Annotated in this window: 23 protein-coding genes and 2 tRNA genes; 10 read left to right on the plus strand and 15 right to left on the minus strand. The window is 45.4% G+C overall.

The genetic code is table 11. From position 1 onward, the window contains the following. Window positions 1-38: 38 nt before the first annotated feature. Entirely contained in the window at window positions 39-671 is a 633-nt protein-coding gene (locus QUB66_RS18590) for a L,D-transpeptidase (protein WP_332969149.1), read from the minus strand. Window positions 672-1,302: 631 nt separating this feature from the next. Here QUB66_RS18590 and QUB66_RS18595 point away from each other — a divergent pair. After that, window positions 1,303-1,800 carry an autotransporter gene (locus QUB66_RS18595; protein ID WP_332969151.1) on the plus strand — a complete coding sequence of 166 codons (498 nt, stop codon included), beginning with the start codon at window positions 1,303-1,305 and terminating at the stop codon, window positions 1,798-1,800. A gap of 97 nt (window positions 1,801-1,897) precedes the next feature. Further along, the gene (locus tag QUB66_RS18600) at window positions 1,898-3,253 is read left to right on the plus strand and encodes a PQQ-dependent sugar dehydrogenase (RefSeq protein WP_321161545.1); all 1,356 of its coding nucleotides are present in this window, start codon (window positions 1,898-1,900) and stop codon (window positions 3,251-3,253) included. Between the two features lie 65 nt (window positions 3,254-3,318). Here the strand turns inward: QUB66_RS18600 and QUB66_RS18605 are convergent, their stop codons facing one another. The 5 genes from QUB66_RS18605 to QUB66_RS18625 all read right to left on the minus strand — a co-directional run bounded on the left by QUB66_RS18605 (window position 3,319) and on the right by QUB66_RS18625 (window position 7,320). Beyond that, window positions 3,319-3,774 (minus strand): DUF6575 domain-containing protein, encoded by a 456-nt coding sequence (locus QUB66_RS18605; protein WP_332969152.1) that lies wholly within the window; start codon window positions 3,772-3,774, stop codon window positions 3,319-3,321. Between the two features lie 757 nt (window positions 3,775-4,531). After that, on the minus strand, window positions 4,532-5,098 hold the full coding sequence (locus QUB66_RS18610; RefSeq protein ID WP_332969153.1) for a DUF924 family protein: 567 nt from the start codon (window positions 5,096-5,098) through the stop codon (window positions 4,532-4,534). A 143-nt stretch (window positions 5,099-5,241) separates the two neighbouring features. Next, window positions 5,242-5,685 (minus strand): peptidoglycan-binding domain-containing protein, encoded by a 444-nt coding sequence (locus tag QUB66_RS18615; protein ID WP_332969154.1) that lies wholly within the window; start codon window positions 5,683-5,685, stop codon window positions 5,242-5,244. A 130-nt stretch (window positions 5,686-5,815) separates the two neighbouring features. After that, window positions 5,816-6,454, minus strand: coding sequence for a HesA/MoeB/ThiF family protein (locus QUB66_RS18620; RefSeq protein ID WP_332969155.1), 639 nt, complete (start codon window positions 6,452-6,454; stop codon window positions 5,816-5,818). 38 nt (window positions 6,455-6,492) lie between these two features. After that, complete coding sequence (locus QUB66_RS18625; protein ID WP_332969157.1) at window positions 6,493-7,320, minus strand: hypothetical protein; 828 nt, start codon at window positions 7,318-7,320, stop codon at window positions 6,493-6,495. Between the two features lie 153 nt (window positions 7,321-7,473). Here QUB66_RS18625 and QUB66_RS18630 point away from each other — a divergent pair, with 153 nt between their 5' ends. Beyond that, entirely contained in the window at window positions 7,474-7,866 is a 393-nt protein-coding gene (locus QUB66_RS18630; protein ID WP_265234071.1) for a DUF4189 domain-containing protein, read from the plus strand. Window positions 7,867-8,053: 187 nt separating this feature from the next. On the opposite strand, the gene QUB66_RS18635 is transcribed toward QUB66_RS18630, so the two are convergent. After that, the gene (locus tag QUB66_RS18635; RefSeq protein WP_265234070.1) at window positions 8,054-8,395 is read right to left on the minus strand and encodes a hypothetical protein; all 342 of its coding nucleotides are present in this window, start codon (window positions 8,393-8,395) and stop codon (window positions 8,054-8,056) included. Window positions 8,396-8,711: 316 nt separating this feature from the next. Here QUB66_RS18635 and QUB66_RS18640 point away from each other — a divergent pair, with 316 nt between their 5' ends. Beyond that, window positions 8,712-9,023, plus strand: a complete 312-nt coding sequence (locus tag QUB66_RS18640; protein ID WP_265234069.1) for a DUF433 domain-containing protein — start codon at window positions 8,712-8,714, stop codon at window positions 9,021-9,023. Between the two features lie 46 nt (window positions 9,024-9,069). Here QUB66_RS18640 and QUB66_RS18645 read toward each other — a convergent pair whose 3' ends face one another. The 8 genes from QUB66_RS18645 to QUB66_RS18680 all read right to left on the minus strand — a co-directional run bounded on the left by QUB66_RS18645 (window position 9,070) and on the right by QUB66_RS18680 (window position 14,604). Continuing rightward, a complete protein-coding gene (locus QUB66_RS18645) occupies window positions 9,070-9,456 on the minus strand; it encodes a type II toxin-antitoxin system Phd/YefM family antitoxin (RefSeq protein WP_332969159.1) in 387 nt (128 codons plus the stop codon). 59 nt (window positions 9,457-9,515) lie between these two features. Continuing rightward, entirely contained in the window at window positions 9,516-10,949 is a 1,434-nt protein-coding gene (locus QUB66_RS18650) for a hypothetical protein (protein ID WP_332969160.1), read from the minus strand. A gap of 209 nt (window positions 10,950-11,158) precedes the next feature. Continuing rightward, a complete protein-coding gene (locus tag QUB66_RS18655) occupies window positions 11,159-11,623 on the minus strand; it encodes a hypothetical protein (protein ID WP_265234066.1) in 465 nt (154 codons plus the stop codon). A gap of 643 nt (window positions 11,624-12,266) precedes the next feature. Further along, window positions 12,267-12,336: transfer RNA gene (locus QUB66_RS18660), tRNA-OTHER, on the minus strand. A 117-nt stretch (window positions 12,337-12,453) separates the two neighbouring features. Then, a tRNA-Leu gene (locus tag QUB66_RS18665) sits at window positions 12,454-12,542 on the minus strand. A gap of 177 nt (window positions 12,543-12,719) precedes the next feature. Then, complete coding sequence (locus tag QUB66_RS18670) at window positions 12,720-12,920, minus strand: hypothetical protein (RefSeq protein ID WP_265234065.1); 201 nt, start codon at window positions 12,918-12,920, stop codon at window positions 12,720-12,722. A 130-nt stretch (window positions 12,921-13,050) separates the two neighbouring features. Beyond that, window positions 13,051-13,251, minus strand: a complete 201-nt coding sequence (locus QUB66_RS18675; protein ID WP_265234064.1) for a radical SAM protein — start codon at window positions 13,249-13,251, stop codon at window positions 13,051-13,053. A 393-nt stretch (window positions 13,252-13,644) separates the two neighbouring features. Beyond that, entirely contained in the window at window positions 13,645-14,604 is a 960-nt protein-coding gene (locus QUB66_RS18680) for a GNAT family N-acetyltransferase (protein ID WP_332969162.1), read from the minus strand. 299 nt (window positions 14,605-14,903) lie between these two features. On the opposite strand from QUB66_RS18680, the gene cpeB reads away from it, so the two are divergent. From cpeB to QUB66_RS18710, 6 genes are all read left to right on the plus strand, one after another. After that, window positions 14,904-15,458 carry a C-phycoerythrin subunit beta gene (gene cpeB / locus QUB66_RS18685; protein ID WP_265234062.1) on the plus strand — a complete coding sequence of 185 codons (555 nt, stop codon included), beginning with the start codon at window positions 14,904-14,906 and terminating at the stop codon, window positions 15,456-15,458. A 76-nt stretch (window positions 15,459-15,534) separates the two neighbouring features. Next, window positions 15,535-16,029 (plus strand): bleomycin hydrolase, encoded by a 495-nt coding sequence (locus QUB66_RS18690; RefSeq protein ID WP_265234061.1) that lies wholly within the window; start codon window positions 15,535-15,537, stop codon window positions 16,027-16,029. 255 nt (window positions 16,030-16,284) lie between these two features. After that, complete coding sequence (locus QUB66_RS18695) at window positions 16,285-17,565, plus strand: HEAT repeat domain-containing protein (RefSeq protein ID WP_265234060.1); 1,281 nt, start codon at window positions 16,285-16,287, stop codon at window positions 17,563-17,565. 58 nt (window positions 17,566-17,623) lie between these two features. Beyond that, window positions 17,624-18,235: a HEAT repeat domain-containing protein gene (locus QUB66_RS18700; RefSeq protein ID WP_332969163.1), complete on the plus strand. Its 612-nt coding sequence runs from the start codon at window positions 17,624-17,626 to the stop codon at window positions 18,233-18,235. Window positions 18,236-18,508: 273 nt separating this feature from the next. Further along, the gene (locus QUB66_RS18705; RefSeq protein ID WP_332969164.1) at window positions 18,509-18,781 is read left to right on the plus strand and encodes a hypothetical protein; all 273 of its coding nucleotides are present in this window, start codon (window positions 18,509-18,511) and stop codon (window positions 18,779-18,781) included. A gap of 3 nt (window positions 18,782-18,784) precedes the next feature. After that, window positions 18,785-19,312: a DNA-binding protein gene (locus QUB66_RS18710; RefSeq protein WP_332969166.1), complete on the plus strand. Its 528-nt coding sequence runs from the start codon at window positions 18,785-18,787 to the stop codon at window positions 19,310-19,312. Window positions 19,313-19,336 lie beyond the last annotated feature (24 nt).

Below are 19,336 nucleotides of genomic sequence, written 5' to 3' on the forward strand. Positions count from 1 at the left end.
GTTGCTGAATATTTTCAAGCACCCCAGTTTCCGAATAATTACTTTTCAACTATCACCGTCGTGCCAACTGCGACTTTCTCAAATAAAGCCTGGGCATCTTTGTCAAACATTCTGACACAACCGTGAGAAGCTGCTCGCCCGATCGACTCTAGAGTCGGAGTCCCGTGAAAACCGATCACATTCTTACCATCCGTCCAAAACCCGATCCACCTTGTACCCAGCGGATTGTCGGGCCCTGCGGGTACAATTTCTCCCGTCCAAGGATGCTCCCAAGCAGGATCTTTAATCATTTGCATGACTTTAAAGCTGCCCGTGGGAGTTTCCCAGCCCTGTTTCCCGATAGCCACCGGGAAACTCGCTTGCACCTTATTTTTGCGGTAAACATAGACCCGACGTTCTCGCAATTTCAGCACTAAACGTACTTCCTCAATGGGATTTTCTGCCGCCTTTGGTTCTTGGGGAATATACTGAGACGGTTCGCCCAATGGTGGCAGTTCTGGAACTCCGAGATTTGGCAATTTTACATCGGATTTTGAGCGCTGGGCGATCGCACTATTACTTAAATTAGCAACAGATTGGGCAGTCGCCTGCTGCTGTAGGGCAACAGACAGCAGCGCTGCACTCAAACTCAACGCAATTAGCTTGTTAAATAAAAATTTGCTGTTCACCATTTTTTTGTTCGCTAAACTCCTCATCAGCAGTTCCTACAAAGTTCCTATCTAATTATCCGCCAACCGCACCCGATCTGAAAAGTTTTAAGATGGCTTTTTGACTGTCAATATTGCGCCGTTTTTAGTTGAAAGTTCATCAAAGCACAGGGGATTTAAAGCCCCCACCTTTAGGTGGATTGTTTTTAGGCTGGGGCTTAAATCCCCTGCCTAAAAACTTCGCACTCCAAAGTCAACTGTCAACTGTCAACTGTCAACTGTCAACTGAACTGTGGCAGGCTGGCGATCGCGAATTGAAACTATGGCGCTACTGCATGGGGCAAGCAGAATCTGTCTGTTGGCAGAGTTTCCCGCTCGTGCCGCAACAGTTAGGTGGGCGCAAAAAAACTGCAACGGTCGATCGAACAAACTCAATATATCATGCCTACACTCAAGAGATGCCAAGCGCTGAACTTGTTGTAAATGGGGAACTTTTCATGTATAATTCAGTCTTTCAAAACTTGTTCGATAATCTTTTTTTGAGATTGTCATAAATTTACTACTCCGGGGATTAAACTGGATTAGGTTTAAAGGTTGGGATTTTCGCGTAGCGAAAGCAAGCCCGACCCTCAAAGGCAGTTAATGTGAGGTTTCAATGCGTCTTCAGAACATCAAATTATTGACAGGTGCAACCCTGTCGGTGCTCATTTCGGCGGTCTCAGTGCATCCTGCGATGGCTAACCCTGCAATTGAAATAGCCCAAACACAGACCACCACAACAGCAAACGCTCAAATTTTTACGGGTTTTGTCAAAAATATTGTCGGCGACATAGTAACAATTCGCCCAGAAAGCGGGCCGTACAGGACTCTCAGGATTCAAAGATGCGTCCTGAGAATTACTGCCCTCGTACCGGGAATGAAAGTCAGAGCGACGGTATCGGGAGATCAGGTGGAAAATCTCACAGTGATCCCCAATTATAAGGTGGTCTCTACAACCGTTGTTCGTCCTGCCACCCCCGCACCGCGTCCGACTCCTGAACCGCCACCAGTTCCGGCTCCCCGCCCGATTCCCCGTCCGGCTCCCGCTCCAATTCCGGCTCCCCGTCCGATTCCGGCTCCCCGTCCGGCTCCTCCTGTGAGAGGACTTTGGTAGAGTTACCGTTGTAAACGGAATTAAGCCATCGCGCGCGCGGTGGCTTCGCTGTTTAGGAGCAGTTAAAATCATAGAATTGTCGAGCAATTGTGGAGAAATGGCTGCTATGTATTACCTGCGTTTCCTGTTGCTAATTCTGCTGTTACCTCTGGTTGCGTGCGATCGACCTACAGATGCTACAGCAACTCCTGTACCCGCACCAAGTCCGCTGTCGCAAATTCCCTCCCTTGCGCCGCTGACAAATGTTCGCACAACTCAAATTGTACCGACCAAACCGCTTTCGCCACAGCCCATCCGCATTGTTGCAACTGCTTTACCGCAACCTTTCGCCAGCCAAAGCGCCTCAAAACCTCCTCAAGTAGTACCGATTCCCGCATCGCCAGTGCTGCGAGTGCCTCCTGGCTTTGTCGTCAACGTTTTTGCTGACAATTTAGACGCTCCCCGATGGCTGGCTTTAACGCCGACAGGGGATGTTTTGGTAACAGAAACGCGCCAAAATCGGATTAGGCTGCTGCGGGATGCCAACGGTGACGGCGTTGCTGAGGTGAACATGACTTTTGCTAGCGCCCAAAATGGGTTAAATATTCCCTTTGGCATGGCTTTTGCCGATCGCTATTTTTTCCTCGGAAACACCGCCGAAGTCCGCCGATTTCCCTACACAAAAGGGCAGGAACAATTAACAGGTAGCGGTGAAAAGATTGCCGATTTACCTGGCGGTGGCTACAACCAACACTGGACGCGAAATGTTGTCGCTTCCCCGAACAACCGCCAGCTTTTCGTATCAGTTGGTTCCCAGTCTAATGCCGACTCCGAACCGCTGCCGAGAGCATCTGTGCAAGTGATGAATTTGGACGGCACAAGCCAACAAACATTTGCTTCCGGTTTGCGAAATCCGGTGGGATTGGATTTTCACCCGAAAACCAATCAACTCTACACGACAGTCAACGAACGCGACGGTTTGGGAGATGATTTGGTGCCGGATTACTTGACCAGAATTCGTCAAGGCGAGTTTTACGGCTGGCCTTATACTTATTTTAAGCCGAATTTGCTCGACCCGCGCCACGCTAAAAACGGCAAGAGCGATCGACCCGATTTAGCAGCTAAAACATTGATGCCAGATGTGTTGTTTCAGGCGCATTCTGCGGCTTTGGGACTTCAGTTTTATGACGGAAAAACGTTTCCTAAAAGATTTTTTAATGGGGCATTTGTGGCGTTTCGCGGCAGTTGGAACCGCAATGCAGGAACGGGTTATAAAATCGTGTTTGTACCCTTTAATGCGGCCACTGGACGGCCTCAAGGGTATTATGAGGATTTTCTGACTGGTTTTCTCACAGATCCGTCAGGCCCGAAAACTTGGGGGCGGCCTGTTGGTTTGTTGGTTTTACCTGATGGGAGTTTGCTGTTTACTGAGGAAGGGAATAACCGGATTTATCGGGTGCAGTATCGCGGCTGAGAATTGGGCGATCGATTAGATGCCGACTTTTTCAAGAAGTCGGGTATCTGGTTGTTTAGTCAGCTTCAAACCTTGCTAAGTTGAGATTCACCGGAAAATTTATGAAAAATTAATAATTTATCTTCTTCCGCCGTTTCGCGATTTAAATCAGACATTTCGTAATAGGAATCTGTTTCGGGCAAGTAGATTGCCGGTAAATTTTCAGGCAGGATTAAATAAGTGTTTTTCACCTGTAAATCATTGTCTATATCTAATGAATAGAGAAATCCGTCAACAGGATTTACAATTAACTCGTGCAATGAAACTTGTCCCTCTATGTAAAGCTTGAGAGTTAGTTGTGCAACTCTGAAAACCAACCAGCGATTGTACAAATTATCTACATCGCACCAGGAATAAAGATAGCTATCGCCGTATTCATTCTCAAAAAGCGATAGTAGCGGGCCGTCGAAATACTCTAAATGGACTATGCTTCTGAGAGTTAGAGGAAATTTACTTAGTTTAAATCCTATTAATTGTTCCATATTTTTCTACCTTACAATAAACAAGATGTTATTACAAATTTGGCTGCTAAATCAGCAGTAGCAAATTCATGTAGGCTCAAGTGACCGTTATCATCTATTTGCGAGACAACTCCATCTGTCTTGCAGAGCGCTCCTGCTGCTATGTGAGTCCCCAGAGAATCACGCAGTTTTTTTCTTTTTTTTGTTAGTTTTAAATAACGTTTTTCGGCATTTTACCTGGTATCAAATAATGATAGCGCATAACCCAATACGGTTTACTTAAGACAGATCCCCCCTAGCCCCCCTTCTTAAGGGGGGGACAAGAATGCCCTCAAAGTCCCCCTTCTTAAGGGGGATTTAGGGGGATCTCCGGGGCAGAAATATGTTAAGTAAACGGTATTGGCGCATAACCTTGACATCTGGTTGCTTCAGTTTCTGGTTTTAGGTTGCGCTGCGGAGTTATTATCAGCACTGGTTTAAAGTTATTAATAGATCGTTCATCATTGGGTTCAAATACAAATCTAAAAGCCAGCATTTCTTTAGGTTCATAGTCCAGTGGTGGGCATTGAGTTGAAAGCTTATCTATATATTCTTGATGTTTGAAACACATATTGATAATTTTAGTAGCCGATTTGATTTTAAAGTTTAGCAGAAAATCGCTATTTTTTATAACAATGGTAATCCGTGCTTTTTGCTGTAAAATCAGTGGGGTATTCCTGTTAACTATAGTATTTTTAAGTCTGTATAGCAAACAACCTAAAAATTTGGCGATCGCGCTTTAAAATGCAGAACCTGGTTGTTTGAGAAACTCTGCTTCTTCGGGAGTTGTTTCGCGTCCCAGAATTTGATTGCGGTGGGGAAATCTCCCAAAACGCTCGATTATTTTAAAATGTCGTACTGCGAAATCTATGACTGAATCGCTTTCGGGTTTGCCGCTGAGCTGGCGAAATAGTTCGACAGATTTTTGCTGGTTTTCTAAGTTTTCGCTGTGTTCAAAAGGTAGGTAAATAAACCATTTTTGTACTTGCAGCAATTCGCGATCGAAGTTATTGTTAACACCGTGTTGGGCGGCGGCTAAGGCTTTGCTGTCTGTGGCGAAGGCTTGGGGCCTTTCGCGAAACATATTGCGCGGGAATTGATCGAGCAGTATGATTAATGCTAGGCAGTTTTCCGGGGAATCTAGCCACGAGTCGAGTTTACCGGATGCTGCTAGTTCGTATTGCGGGAGAAAGTTCGTTAGTATTTCCGCATCAAAATTCGCATCTTTTTTAAACCACTTGTTTTGGACTTTTCCAAACTCAGGAGAGTTCGATCGACCAAACCAAAAATCTAAAACTTCATTCATTAGCAATCGAGTGTTTGATTGATTGTTGATTGCAGCTTCTGTGTCTGTAGTTGCACAAAATGTGCTTGATGCACAACTACAAACCGCAGCGATTAATGATTGGCAATGAGGACTGAGAAGCGTTTGTTGTCCGGTGCTTAAATTTACGAACTAGCAAACAGTCTGTCCCAAGTTTTGCCTCCCACAATTCCGTCTACAGGAAGGTTGGCTTGTCGCTGAAATATTTTCACTGCATCTAGGGTTGTCCGGCCGAATATGCCATCAAGTGCGATCGGTTCTGGGCAGACACCCTGCGCGTTCAACAATTTTTGCAGTTTCTTCACATCTGCCCCTCTCGATCCGTGTTTTAAAATCCTTTTATGGAATCTAACTTCTGGTTCGTGGCAATCATTAGTGGGGCAAACTTCGCCGCCTGAATAATAATTGGCTGCATTGGCGCCAGTCAACACTAATATGCCAAGAACTGCTAGTAAATAATAAAAAGTCGGCTGCTTAGGCTTAACCTCATGCTTAACCTCATGCTTAACCTCAGGCGGTTTTGGGTGGCATTCTAGTGAAATAGTACCAGTACAAACTTTTGCGGACATAGTTTCCCTGTTAATTTTATCAAGCGTTTTCGGAAATTTTGACGATTGTTTGAGAGTGAGCAACCGGGTTTATGGGATGGAGGTATCCAATCTCGCTAGACCGGGTTTCTGGCAACAGTCAACCGACATTCTACAATAGAAGTGGCTTTACTGCAAAATCTTTGATCGTGCAAGTTAAATTTTGTTGCTCTTGGGTAGCAGCAAAGGTAACAATTACTTCGCAGGCAATAGCAACCGTCAGCATTACCAAGTTTCTTGCCAGCGGGTAATCACAAATGTCATCATTCGCCGGTGAAGGAACGCGATAGTGTTGGTTCCAAATTATTTCGGAGTAATCTGCTGCTAATCCGACGTGCACGCAGGGAATGGAGGTACTCGCACAGTAATCCTTGACTGCTTGCCGTCCGACGCTGTTATCAAAAGTATCGATCGCAACGGCGCTGTTGGCAAGCAGTCGATCGACATTGGCGGGTGTCAATTCCTTTGAGTGCGCGTCAATGCTGACTCCCAAGGCGCGGTAGAGGTTGTTGGCGAGAATTTTGGCTTTGAATGCGCCGATGTCCGATCGATAATAGGGTTGAGTGGAAAGGTTGCGCTCTTCGATGCGATCGCGATCGATGACTCTTAACTGACAAAAGCCCGATCGCGCCAGACTCTCTACAATATTCGCACCCAAAGCACCCGCGCCGCACACCGTTACCGGGAAATTTTTGATCTGCGACATCACTGAGGAATTTCTGTAAAGTTGTTCGTGAAAAAATATACTCATGACAGTTGACAGTTGACAGTTGACAGAATTGATGATTTTTATCGATTTTCGACGACTCCGACTAATGACTGCAAGTCGAAATCTTTGTCCAATCCGCTGAGACAAATGCCAGCACTCATTACTGTTAAGTCATTTTTTGCGATCGCAGAACTATGATGTTCTCCACTGCCGCCAGTCCATTCAACCAGCCAGTAATCTTTGCGATCGCAAAAATCCCGCAATTCCCCGCCGCCCATCTTCAAAGCCCGCTGCAAGCGCTGTTCTGCCTGCACATTCGGGTCTAAATGTTTAATATTTCGGGAGACCAATTCGTAAACAGTTCGCATTTCCGGCGTCATTCCTTTAAAGTGAACTTCTTGAGGCAAAATCAACTTTTTCAAAGCTCTTCTCAACTGCTCAGCAAGCAGCGGATCGGCGCGCCTGTCAATTTCTTCAAACCACAAACAATCACCGTCCCACCGCGCCACAATCGGCTCGAACTGCGAGCCTTTAGTTACTAAATGTACTGGCACGGGTTTAGCAAAACCAGTGCGCTGTTTAGCATCAGATTCATTAACAGGATAAGCCAGCCAAGTTTGCCCTTGCAGCACGCAAGCCAAATGCAAGCGAATCGGCATGAGTAGTTGCAAATACTCTGCCACTTGCGGCAAAATAGGATCCTCAATTACAGCAGCAATTTTCTCATTTACAGGCTTAAAAATAGCCCATCCTTCAAAATTTTGCGGCTGCGGTTGAAACAGATAAGTCATCCCACTTATCCTTGTCCGCACCCTTCCCCCCCGCACGCAGGGAGCCAGGAATTGGGTATCGAGCAGTTGCCCTTCTTGCGCCGCGAGTTGGCTGAGAATTTGGCGGATATCTGTCACTGAATTGACCTCCGTAATCTTACTTATTTTTACATAACCTGCTCTTAACTTAAGCGATTATAAACATTTACCAAAAATCTTGACATCAATAAATATTATAGGATAATATTTATCGAGCCTCCAAATTTAACCTTGTAGAAATATTAACTGAATATGCTGAAAAAACTCTTTTCTAAGTTAGTTATTGTGACAGCTTTGACAATTCCTATCTTAGCATTGGCCCAGGTTGCTCATGCTCAGAACACTCATGGAGCTACTGCTTATTCTCCGACTTCTGACGCCACGGGTATTAGTTGGGATCATGCTACAGAAAAAGAAGCACTAGATGCAGCAGTAACTGCCTGCAATCAACAAAGTGGCGGGGCTAACGATTGTGTAGCTCTGACATCTAATACGAATAATTGTGGAGCGATATCAGTAGGGAAGGGAGGAGCAGGTGCAGGCTGGGGCGATGATAAAGCAGCAGCAGAAGCTCAAGCTCTCGCTGCTTGCAGTGAACTGGAAGGAGGCAACTGCAAAATAGAGCTTTCAGCTTGCAACAATTAATTGAACCGATCGAAATCGGTTTGAGCGGTGTATATTTTCGCTTGTAAAATAGCCGAGAAAATAACCATATTATGTCCGTTCATTTCCGAGGCAAAAACGGTTTGTAGTGAAGACTTTAGTCCTCAGATTGTAAGGAATAAAGTCCTCACTACAAACCAGTAGGCTGCACCACAAGCACCTTACCTAGTTAATCTCCTACTTCCGAAGTAACTGCATCAGGTGGCAGCAAACTTTCTAATCTATCTTTAGACCAGTATTCAGTAGGATAAGCAAGTGCAATAATATCAGAGAGTCGAATCAACCACGTAACTTGTCCGTAAGCATCGATATTTTCCCCGTGTTCGTTAGGGGGAACTATTACCAAAAGTTCGGCAAACTCCCCGTACAAGTTAATCGGGATGCCGCCGAAACTGCTATTATTTGTTTTAACCCAAACTTTACAGCCTCGATCGAGAGCTTCTTGCAGTCGCTGGCAGAGCAAAGTGGATTTTTTGACCTGGGATTTTTTGGCTTTCGACTTTTTTCCCATAGTTTTAAGAAGTTAAAGTAGTGGTACTGTGGGTTGCACAGTGGGTTGAGATAAGCGTGCGATCCTCTTCGAGGGCTTCGCTAACGCGATTTGGTATTGAAACGGACAAAATCAAAAAGGGCGATCGCCCTGTTGCCACCCTACTACTCTAGTCTATAAGAAAGTGCCATAGTGCGATCGTAATAACAATTTAATCGCAAAATCGGGAAATAATCTGCGGTATCAATTTACAGAGTCAATCAACGATCCACGTATTTATACTGTGTCCAAATGTAGTATGATCAGTGGAATCTTCCCAAATCGTTTAAGTAAAACAATGGACTGGCGAAAGCTCATTCATCCCAACCCAAAAACTGCAACAAGTCAACCCGCACCGCCAGAAACTCGATTGTCAGTAGAATTCTTGCTGGGGCTGTTTGCGGCGGGATGGACGGAACAACAGGTGTTAGAGAAATATCCTACACTCACTTCGCCGAAGTTGCGCGCTGCTTTGGCTGCTGCGGATTTTCAGTTAGTTTCATCCATCGCCAATCCAGAATTACTGGAAATTATCGAGCAAACTAGAGAAGAATTGACGATAGGCAAAAAGTTGCCGCTTCAGGATACTGAGGGAGATGTTTGGGAGTAATATCAAATACGGTTAGATTGGAATTATATCGCGAACACTGGCGAACTCACACTGCACTCCGAAAATTCTGCGATTCTGTTTCTGCCAAATGTCGATGATGTTGACGCATTCCCTCTAGCATAACTTGGTCTGACGGATCGAGTCCATCGGCATCTTCATCAAGCCCAAATTTTATACAAATTTCATCAAGCGTCTGAGGTTGAGTGACTCTTAATTTAGCTCGTTTCAGTGCCGTTAACAAGCGAGTTGAATTAGCAGGAGAACGCAACAAGTAAAGCGTTTCTAGCAAACTTTCTAATTCTGCCTTAGAAATCAAAACTGCATTTTTGCCGTTATGTCTGGTTATCACAATTAATTCCCCAGTTTCAACAGCACGATCGCAAAGTAAATCAAAATTTTCTTGAGCCTCAGCGGATGTAACCTCAGTTGACATACCAGAATAAAAAATATGAGGATTGCTCACCAGCATAACTGACGGGCAATCCCATTCTATCACTTGTCATCCCTGACCGGCAAAGCCATATCCAGAATTTCCATCAACAACTCCAGCCGCGAAGGACGAGACAACATCGGCACTAAGTTCGGCAGCGAGTAATAATCACCCGCAAAGGTAAACGTTTCCACTGACACTTGCTTGTCCTTCAATTGGTTCTCAACATAATCGCAGTAAGCGCCAACTCGCACAATCACCACATCAGGAATTACCCCCAAACTGCGGCAGTAATTCTGATAAGCATCAGCAAAATAAGGTGCAGAATTTTCGCCTTCATCTGTTACCATAATGAACTGCTCAACCACTTGCTTCTTAATCCGCATTGCTTCCACCGCGCAACCGCAGCTAGTGCCGCTGCCTGCGTTAATGTGCTGGAATGCGCGCTCCCAATCGGTCAATTCGCTGCCGTTTGCTTGCACTGGATACGGCATCGTGTCAAAGGCATAAACGAACAGTGCAGCCTCGGAAATGCCCGATATCAAAGCAGCTAGACGCTTCCCAACTTCGATCGCACTTTCCATACTTCCCGACTTGTCAATCAACAAACCGGTGGCTTTGACAATCTTGCCGCGCTTCTTTACCTGTTGGTTTGTCACCGCTTCCAGCTTCGCCGTTGTGGCTGCGTCAAAGTTCGCGCCCGCGCCCGCCACACTAGCTTTGTAAGCAGAAACTCGATCGCACTTGGCGGCTTCATCCAGCTTGGAATCAATCAACTGCTTGACTTCCGGGTGATCCATCGCGCCGCGAGACTGAATTGATTTGAGGTTGTTGATCACTTCCTGCGGCGACATCGAGTTAATCAGCGCGGCCAAAACCGTTGGCGTTAGCTGTTTGATCGCACCAACTGCGATCGTATACGGAATCTTGTACTCAACAATCAAATTCGCTTGTTCCGCAGGTGTCGCCGCCTTCGCTAACTGCTTTAACACGAATGCCAGCGAGTCTTCCGGCGGATTGTCCTTAAACAGAATAGCATTAGCTCGATCGCTCGGCTTGACGTGCAGAGTGGCGTACAAGTGCTTCATAGCCTTGCGGTTGCGTAGGGCGGCGCGATCGAAAAACTGAGCATTCTTTTCGCGCGATCGCAGATAGCGAGTGACAGCAGTGCGCGCGCTGCGCGGAACCTTATTTTGGTGCTGCTTCATAAAGTCCACAATCCGCGAAACCTCGTAGGGCGGGAACTCTTGCAACATCATAAACCCGGCATCTCGGTGCTCTGTCAGCGCCGAAGTCAGCAAATTTCCGGCAAAAACTTCCTTGTGATCGCGCACGTCGCCGTGACGCTGATACCACACTGCTAAATGACCGTAAAAAATCGGGTCTAATTCGATAATTAACTTGTGAATTTCTGTCACCTTTTCCAGTTGACGGTGAGGTGTTGTCAGCAGACTGTTGAGCATTTCTAAACGTAAATCGCGCTCTGCTGTATTCATTGGTGCTGCCTCCAGTTGTAATTTTGGATTTGCGATTTTGGATTTTCAATTATTAGGAATATCCAAAAATCTGCTAATGGCAGTTGTTGCACGCTTGGCAATAAATATAATAGTCGCCGCGCAAGTTTGAGGAGCTTTGTTTTTAGAACCTGGAAGGGTTGTATGTAAGCTCTTCGGATTGGGGCGCGGCAACAACTGCTATTTTAAAACTATTTCAGGGAAAATTCTGGGATTTCGATCGCCCTTAAATCCGGTTCAACCCAATTATTCCGGGCTTCCGAGGACATCAGGTGCTCGCGGGTGTAGTGGTGAAATGGTAAAGTGCGATCGGCATATTCGACAATCAAACCGTTAGCCAAATGTACGATCGAGCGATTCCGACTTTCAGCCGCCAGATACTCGCGCACAGTTTGTGCCCAAAACAGCGTTAGCGTTTCGTGATACCCGCTGTTTGGCGTGCTTTCAATGCCATTCACAGCGTTGTAACGTTTGATGCCATTGCGAATCGCATCGATCGCCTCTGATTCCGATTCGCCAAACAGAAAATACCATAAAGCAACGGTTAAATGGGCTTCGTGCGTCCATTGACTGCGCGGCAGGCTGCATTCTTGGAAGGCGTGGAGGAGGGTATCTATCTCGTAGGGCGATCGGTAAATTGCAAGTTTGTTGTTCATAGCTAATACCCAATCAATTTCTTAGTCCGCGGAGGCGGACTTCGTATGTATATAATCGGTTTCAACCGCCGACTAATACTCCAAAAATGTTAAAATTTAAAACACTTCGCACAAGTTAATAAAGCTGTAAGCACAGCCGTTCTTACCAGTTTTACCTAGCAGTGGACACGCAAACCTCATCTAGAACTAGAGACTCGGAATGCTTCCCTAATTCGATCGCTCGAATATCGGTACCTTAGGGCCCTTATAGTTAGGAAAGTGTGTAAGCTTCATCAGTTAGGGCGCGAAGTGATAAAATTAATGTCGATCGCAGTTAAGACTGAAGTAATTTCGTTTGTATTAAGGACTTCAGTTCTTAAAAAAATAGAGGTTCCGCGCAAGTTAGAAAAGCGTTTTGACAGTCCGATTGCTCTACCCCTGAGCTACAGCCCCTTAAACGGGACTGACAGGATTTGAACCTGTGACTAATCGGTTAAATTGTGTGTATGCGCTTCACATATTGGGGCGCAGAACTGAAAATCAAAGAGCGGATATTCTGGCAAAGACGACCAATTGCGTCTCTTACCTGATGCAACAAAAAACAGAATTAAAATCAAAATATTAGACCAGTAAAAGTCACATCGCGCAAGTTAAGAAAGCCGTTTGCACATATGCAGGAGTTGAACCCGCGACCTTTTCTTTAAATAGAAATGCTCTACCAAGAGCTAGTATGTAAGCTTCTTTTGTTAGGGCACGAAGTGGAACTTTCAACCGCTTTATCGATCTAAAAAGTTCAGGTATAAGAGAATGCGCACAAGTCAGAGAAGCTATTTTTTAAACCCCTCCGCAAAAGGCGGAGGGTAGGAATCGAACCTACAATTCGAGTTTAAGTCGAACTTTACCAGTTTGTAAGCTTCTTTAGTTAGGGTGCGCCTCCGACAACTGATGATTTTTTATACCGCGCAAGTTTGAAAAGCTGTTGACAATTTCTAGCGTGTTTACCATTTCACCATAAAAGCCGAAGCCTTTAGCGGGACTTGAACCCGCAATCTTTTCAGAGCTAGATTCTTAATGTGTGTAGGCTTCTCGAATTAGGGCGCGGAATAAAAGTTAATTCTTAGCCGTAAACGGCTTCTGGGCGGACAATTAAATCACCGCTGGGACGACGATCCAGCACGTAAGACTCGAAGCGATCGCTCTTGACATCAAAATGATTTGCTAGACGTTCCCCAATTGCCTTGTCGCTCATTCCTGCCGTGATACCCAGTTGGTTTTCTGCCACATCATAGGAACGTCCTTCAAAACGAATGTGAACCATAACTGTTACCTCCTTAAGCGATTTTATATTTGATATTTTGGATTTTGGATTAGTAGCTTATCTGCTGTTTAGTCAGGGCGTTAGTCGGTAAAAATTGCCAGGGTTAGCATCTGCGCTAATACGACAATTTTTACATAAACAAACGCCGTTCTAAATGGTAAGCTTGTTGGATATGGCGGATTTCCTCAGTCTTGTTTGCCGATCGCACTCGATCGCAATTGTTCTGTTCTGCATCCGCCTGAAATTCGTTGAAATTCGGTTGACTTGGTACAATATCTGACTCAGATCGAGTCAGTCTGTAACTGAACAGTCTCGTGAAAAGTAACAACATGACAATCAAGTCTGTATTGCAAGACTTTCAAATTTGATGTTCCTTGAAATCTCGATCGCTATTTAGTTGTCAAGGTTCAGATTTGGTACGGAAAATACAGGTTTTTGGCTCTCCTGCGCTTTCCATACTCTTATACTACAACTATACTACAAAGGTGTCAAGGGGGTAGGAAAAGTTTTTTAGATAAAACTTACAGAGGTTGTAGAAACGGGGTTTTTGAGGAAAATATTGTGTTATAACTCGTAAATGCACTAAAAAACCTGGTTTTTTGAGTTGAAGTGCGATCGCCAACTGTGCAATCGGGCCCAGAAACCGGGTTTCTACGAGCAATATTGTTTGGCGACGAGGCATACACCAAGAAACCGGGTTTCTTCAACCCTGCACCCAAATAGCTCAAACATCCTTAACATAGGAAATGCTATCGCGGATATTGTGGAAACCAACAGACTCGTAAAGCCCCATCGCACCCCAGGGATTTTCAGTATCGACACCGATAATAGCAGTCTCGACACCGGCAGCTTTCAGCCGATGCAAACCAGCCAGCAACATAGCTCGTCCCAAGCCAATTTTGCGGAAGCCGCGCCGGGTGCCCAGAGACATAATCCAGCCTTCGTTTCGTCCAGTGCGATCGCACTCTTCCGGGCTAATTTCGCCGTAGCAAAAAGCTGCAAAAGTCCCGTCAGCAGCAACAGCAATTAAGTCTAAATCCTTTCTGTAACTGGGTTGGGCTAAATCGTATTTGAATTTCTCGACTGTTAAATCGTGGTGATTCCAGTGGTCGATAAACGATTGGTTGAACATTTCTACCCAAGCTTCCGAATCCTGTTCGCCGGGGAATAGACGCAGCGTAAAACCTTCTGGGCATTGGGGTTCTGCGATCGGTTCAGAAAGCGATCGCGCCATGCGGCAAAAATAGCGATCGACCCTAAAACCGCAACTTTCCAGCACAGAAATGCGATCGGCATCTACCGCGTTAACCCAGGATCGCAGCTTCACTGGCGCACCCCGCAATGATCCCACCTCGCGCATTCGCGTTTCGCCCCAAACCACTGCCGCCGCTTCCACATCCCCGCAGCGCGCATCGGGATCGACGCGAAACCACAGCCAACCGTCGATCGGCTCTCCAGTTTCCGCAATCGACAACAAAGCAAAACCGATTAATTTTCCGCCCGCATCTTCCCAAAGGCAGATATCGCGCGCTAAATATCGGGAAGGTTCGCTAAATTTTTGTCTTAATTCCGAGATGGAAGTGCCTTCATCGAGCCGATCGACTTCTTCGCAAGTATTCATTAAATGCGCGATCGCATTTAAATCGCTTTCGCCGGCATAGGGTCTGCTCGATACACTTAACATAGCTTGTCAGCTCAGGATGTGAGTTTAAATCACATCTTGCACCATTGCCCACAAATTTTTCAAGGGCGGGCTCTTTTGCCCACCCCACAAGCAACTTGATGTTTTGTGGAACAGGCATCTTGCCTGTTCTTGAAAAGGAAAATGTAGTTTTAGCGACAAAAGTAACAAATTGTTACTTTGTTTCTCAGGAATGAGACGAAGGAATCACCCCAGAGATATATTCAAAAACATCAAGTTAGTCACCAAGTTGACCAACTAAAGATAAGAAATAATTTTTCGTCTAAGTTAAGGAGAACTCAATGCTTGACGCTTTTTCAAGAGCTGTAGTTTCAGCCGATGCCAGCACCTCCACCGTTGGTGATATTGCTGCCCTCAGAGCTTTCGTTGCCAGCGGCAACCGACGCTTGGATGCTGTCAACGCGATCGCCAGCAACGCTAGCTGCATGGTTTCTGACGCTGTTGCCGGTATGATCTGCGAAAACCAAGGCTTGATTCAAGCCGGTGGCAACTGCTACCCTAACCGTCGCATGGCTGCTTGCTTGCGCGATGCAGAAATCATTTTGCGCTATGTCACCTACGCTATTTTGGCTGGTGATGCTTCCGTTCTTGATGACCGTTGCTTGAATGGCTTGAAAGAAACCTACGCAGCTTTGGGCGTGCCCACCACCTCCACCGTGCGTGCTGTTCAAATCATGAAGGCTCAAGCCGCTGCTCACATCCAAGACAACCCCAGCGAAAAATTTGCTGGTGCTAAGTTGCGGAAAATGGGAACAATCGTAGTTGAAGATCGTTGCGCTAGCTTGGTTGCTGAAGCTTCCAGCTACTTCGATCGCATCATTTCTGCCCTGAGCTAGTTTATTGCTAATCGCAATTCGCTCAGCCAAATAGAAACTACGCTCACAGTCAAAATCAGTTTAGGAGATTTAGGAAATGAAATCAGTTCTCACCACCGCGATTGCTTCTGCTGATGCAGCAGGACGCTTCCCTAGCACCTCAGATTTAGAATCAGTTCAAGGTTCTATCCAACGCTCTGCTGCTCGTTTAGAAGCCGCAGAAAAATTAGGCAACAACCTGGATGCAGTTGCTAAAGAAGCTTATGATGCTTGCATCAAAAAGTATCCTTACTTGAACGAAGCCGGTCAAGCTAACTCCACCGATACTTTCAAAGCAAAATGCCATCGTGACATCAAGCACTACTTGCGCTTGATCCAATACTGCTTGGTAGTTGGCGGCACAGGCCCTCTTGATGAATGGGGTATTGCTGGTCAACGCGAAGTCTATCGCGCTTTGAGCTTGCCTACTGCTCCTTACGTTGAAGCATTAAGCTTTGCTCGTAACCGCGGTTGCACTCCTCGCGATATGTCTGCTCAAGCTTTGACTGAGTACAATGCTCTTCTTGACTACGCCATCAACTCCCTGTCCTAATTAATTGACAGGTTTGTAATGTCGTGACTGGGTAGTTTTTACCCCGACAAGTCTAGGAACTCTTGGCTCGTTGCTTTACCGATTTCGGTGAAGTAAGGGTAAAGAATTCCTGGGCTTGTTATTTTGTTTAAATAGACATATCCTAATTTCTATCGGGCATCGGGCATCGGGCATCGGGCATCGGGCATCGGTAGCTCACTCTCCTCTTCTCCCCGTCCCCCTCTCCTCTTCTCCCCATCTCCCCCTCCCCACTCTATGGATAAACGCTTTTTTAGTTTTTTTAATTTAACAGAAGACCAGGCGATCGCCATTTTAGATACGCCGCAAGCTGAAATTGGCGAAGAGGATTCCCGCTACATAGCCGCTTCCCATTTGATAAATTTTGCCACAGATCGATCGATCGCAGCACTGATGCGAGCAGTACAACAAACCGATCCAGCCCTAGACAACCGCATTGTGCGCCGCAAGTCGGTGGAAACTTTGGGAAGACTCCAAGCTGTCCAAGCATTGCCGGTGATTCGCACCTGTTTGAGCGATGATGACTGCTACACCGTGGAAAATGCTGTTTGGGCGATCGGCGAAATAGGCACTCAAGACTGCGATATTTTAGAAGAAGTTGCTCAACTACTGGACAAACCAGGACAAACCTACCGGGTAATTATCCACACCCTGACTAAATTGGATTATCAGCCAGGTTTAGAAAGAATTCGCAAATTTGTTGATGATGTTGATCCACCCACTGCTAGTGCTGCGATCGCCGCAATTTGTCGCCTAACCAGAGACTTTTCTAAAATGGGACAAGTTGTCGCCATGCTACAACACAAAAATGTCCTAGGGCGCAGATTATCTATTCAGGATTTGATTGATGCCCGTTACTACGATGCAATTCCCAATATTGCCCGATGTCCCGTATCTTTAGTCTTTCGGCTGAGGGGAATTCGGATGTTAGCAGCAGCCGGAATCGCTGACAAATCCCTTAGCTTTGCCACCATTCAACCTTACTTAGAGCAAACCTTACGAGATAAACCAGGTGATTTGGATTTAGTCCACAGTTATGAAAAATTACCAGATTTACCATTTCTGATTCACGAATTATACGAAACAGATTTTGGGCGTTGCTATTTAGCCAGCAAAATGATTCTGGAAAATTACTCAGAGGATGCACCCGCTGCACTTTTTGCCACCTTTGCTGAAGAAGCAAATAATGACTATGGAGCGCATTTTCATGTAGTAAAATTGTTTGGTTGGCTCAAACACTCTCCAGCCTACGATTTGTTATTGGAAGCTTTGAATAACCCCCAGCCCCAGTTTCAAAAATCCCGTGCAGCGGCTGCGATCGCCCTAGGGGAACTCGGAGAAGAGCGTGCTATTCCAAAATTGCAAGCCTGTTTGGAAACAAAAATCTGGGATTTGCAGTATGCTACATTAATTGCCCTGGAAAAACTAGGCGATATCAGTGGTTATCAAGCCGATACGACCAATCGAGATTGGTTAGTGCAAGCTAAAATAGAAGCTCATAATTCAGTAAAATCCTAATTATCTTAATTAAAGCCTTCTTCATTCTTCATTCTTCATTCTTCATTCTTTAAAAATTATGACAACAGATGCTTTGTTTGAACAACTAAAACACCCGAATCCTCATATGCGCGATCGGGCAATGTATGAAATTGCCGATTCCCGCGATGAAAATACCATCTCTCGACTGGTGGGCATTTTAGATGACGAAGATGTCGTCTATCGTCGGGCGGCTGTGAAGGCTTTGGGTGCGATCGGTGAGGATGCCATACCACCCGTGGTTGACGCCATGTTAAACAGTGAGAATGTGACTGTGCGAGGGAGTGCGGCGAAGGTATTGGCGCAAATTGCGATTAATTATCCAGAGTTGCCTTTCTCGGAAGTGGGTTTGCAGGGATTGAAAAAGGCGATCGATGATGATAATCCTGTGGTGCATATTGCAGCCGTGATGGCCTTGGGGCAGATGGGTTCCTCTGCATTTGAAATTTTGGTAGAATCGCTGAATACAACGGATAATGTGGCGGTACAGGTGGCGATTGTCAATGCGCTTGCTTCTGTGGGCGATCCTCGTTGTGTAGAAGTTCTCACCAGATTTGCCAATGATGAAGCCGTGGATGCCTACGTGCGGGAATCGGCGACAAGTTCTTTATCTCGGTTGGATTTGGTGATGAATTATAAGCGTGCAGAATAGTTAGGTTTTTATTGGGGTGATGAAGTATTAAGGCTTTGGCTGTGACGGCTTGGTTTGTTTGTGTGATCGCCATGTGTTGGCGATTGGCGCGCTGAGGTAAGCATGACAGATTGGCTGCGTTGTTGAGTATCAAGGAGGAAAGGGCGATCGCCAAAACCGGAAAATGACAATTAGTGAGAATTGTGCTATCTTTGTTTAACGCGGAAGCAATCAATTAATATCCCTAATATCTTAACTATTTAAAAGCTAATTTGTATGTAAACAAAAATTGTGATGGTCAGAAAAACTCACCCAAAGCCAGAAGTTGAGGATGCGTTGAGATACGCTGAAGAAAATGGATGGCGCGTTGATGTTGGTGGTTCTCATGCTTGGGGAAAAATCTACTGCCCCTACAACGATAAAGAGTGTAGAAGTGGGATTTTTTGTATATCTAGTATTTGGAGTACCCCAAAAAATTCAGGGAATCATGGGAAACAAATTCGTCGAGTAGTGGATAACTGCACAAAGCATAAAAATGTGAATGAGCCTTCCCCAGAGAAGGAATAAAAAATGAACGAGTATGACTTTACTTTGAAGTTTAATCTGGAAGATTCCCAAGCCGATCCTGATGATTTTATTGAGAGACTATATGCAGGTGGCTGTGATGATGCCTTGATTGGAGTTGGAAATAAAGGATATGTTGCACTAAATTTTATCCGTGAGGCATCATCGGCTTATCAAGCTATTTCTAGTGCAATTAATGATGTTAAAAGAGTTGTTCCAGCCGCCACTCTAATTGAAGCATCACCAGATTTTGTTGGTTTGACGGATGCAGCTAAAATTCTGGGTTACACTCAACAGAACATCAGAAATCTCCTCATAAAAAGCGACTCAAAATCTCCGATTCCTGTTTATGAAGGTACGGATTCTATTTGGCATTTAGCAGAAATTTTAATTTGGTTGCGCGAAGTTCAGACGTACTCCATTGATGATGCGTTGTTAGACATCGCTCAAACCAATATGAATATTAACATTGCTATGAGTTGGCAAAAAATCGCTCCTGATATCCAAGAAAGTATTAAGGCTCTGGCTGTTTAGCTTGGTTTGTGCGATCGATTCGGA

Source organism: Microcoleus sp. A2-C3 (assembly GCF_036706065.1).
In the GTDB taxonomy this organism is placed as follows: Bacteria; Cyanobacteriota; Cyanobacteriia; order Cyanobacteriales; family Microcoleaceae; genus Microcoleus.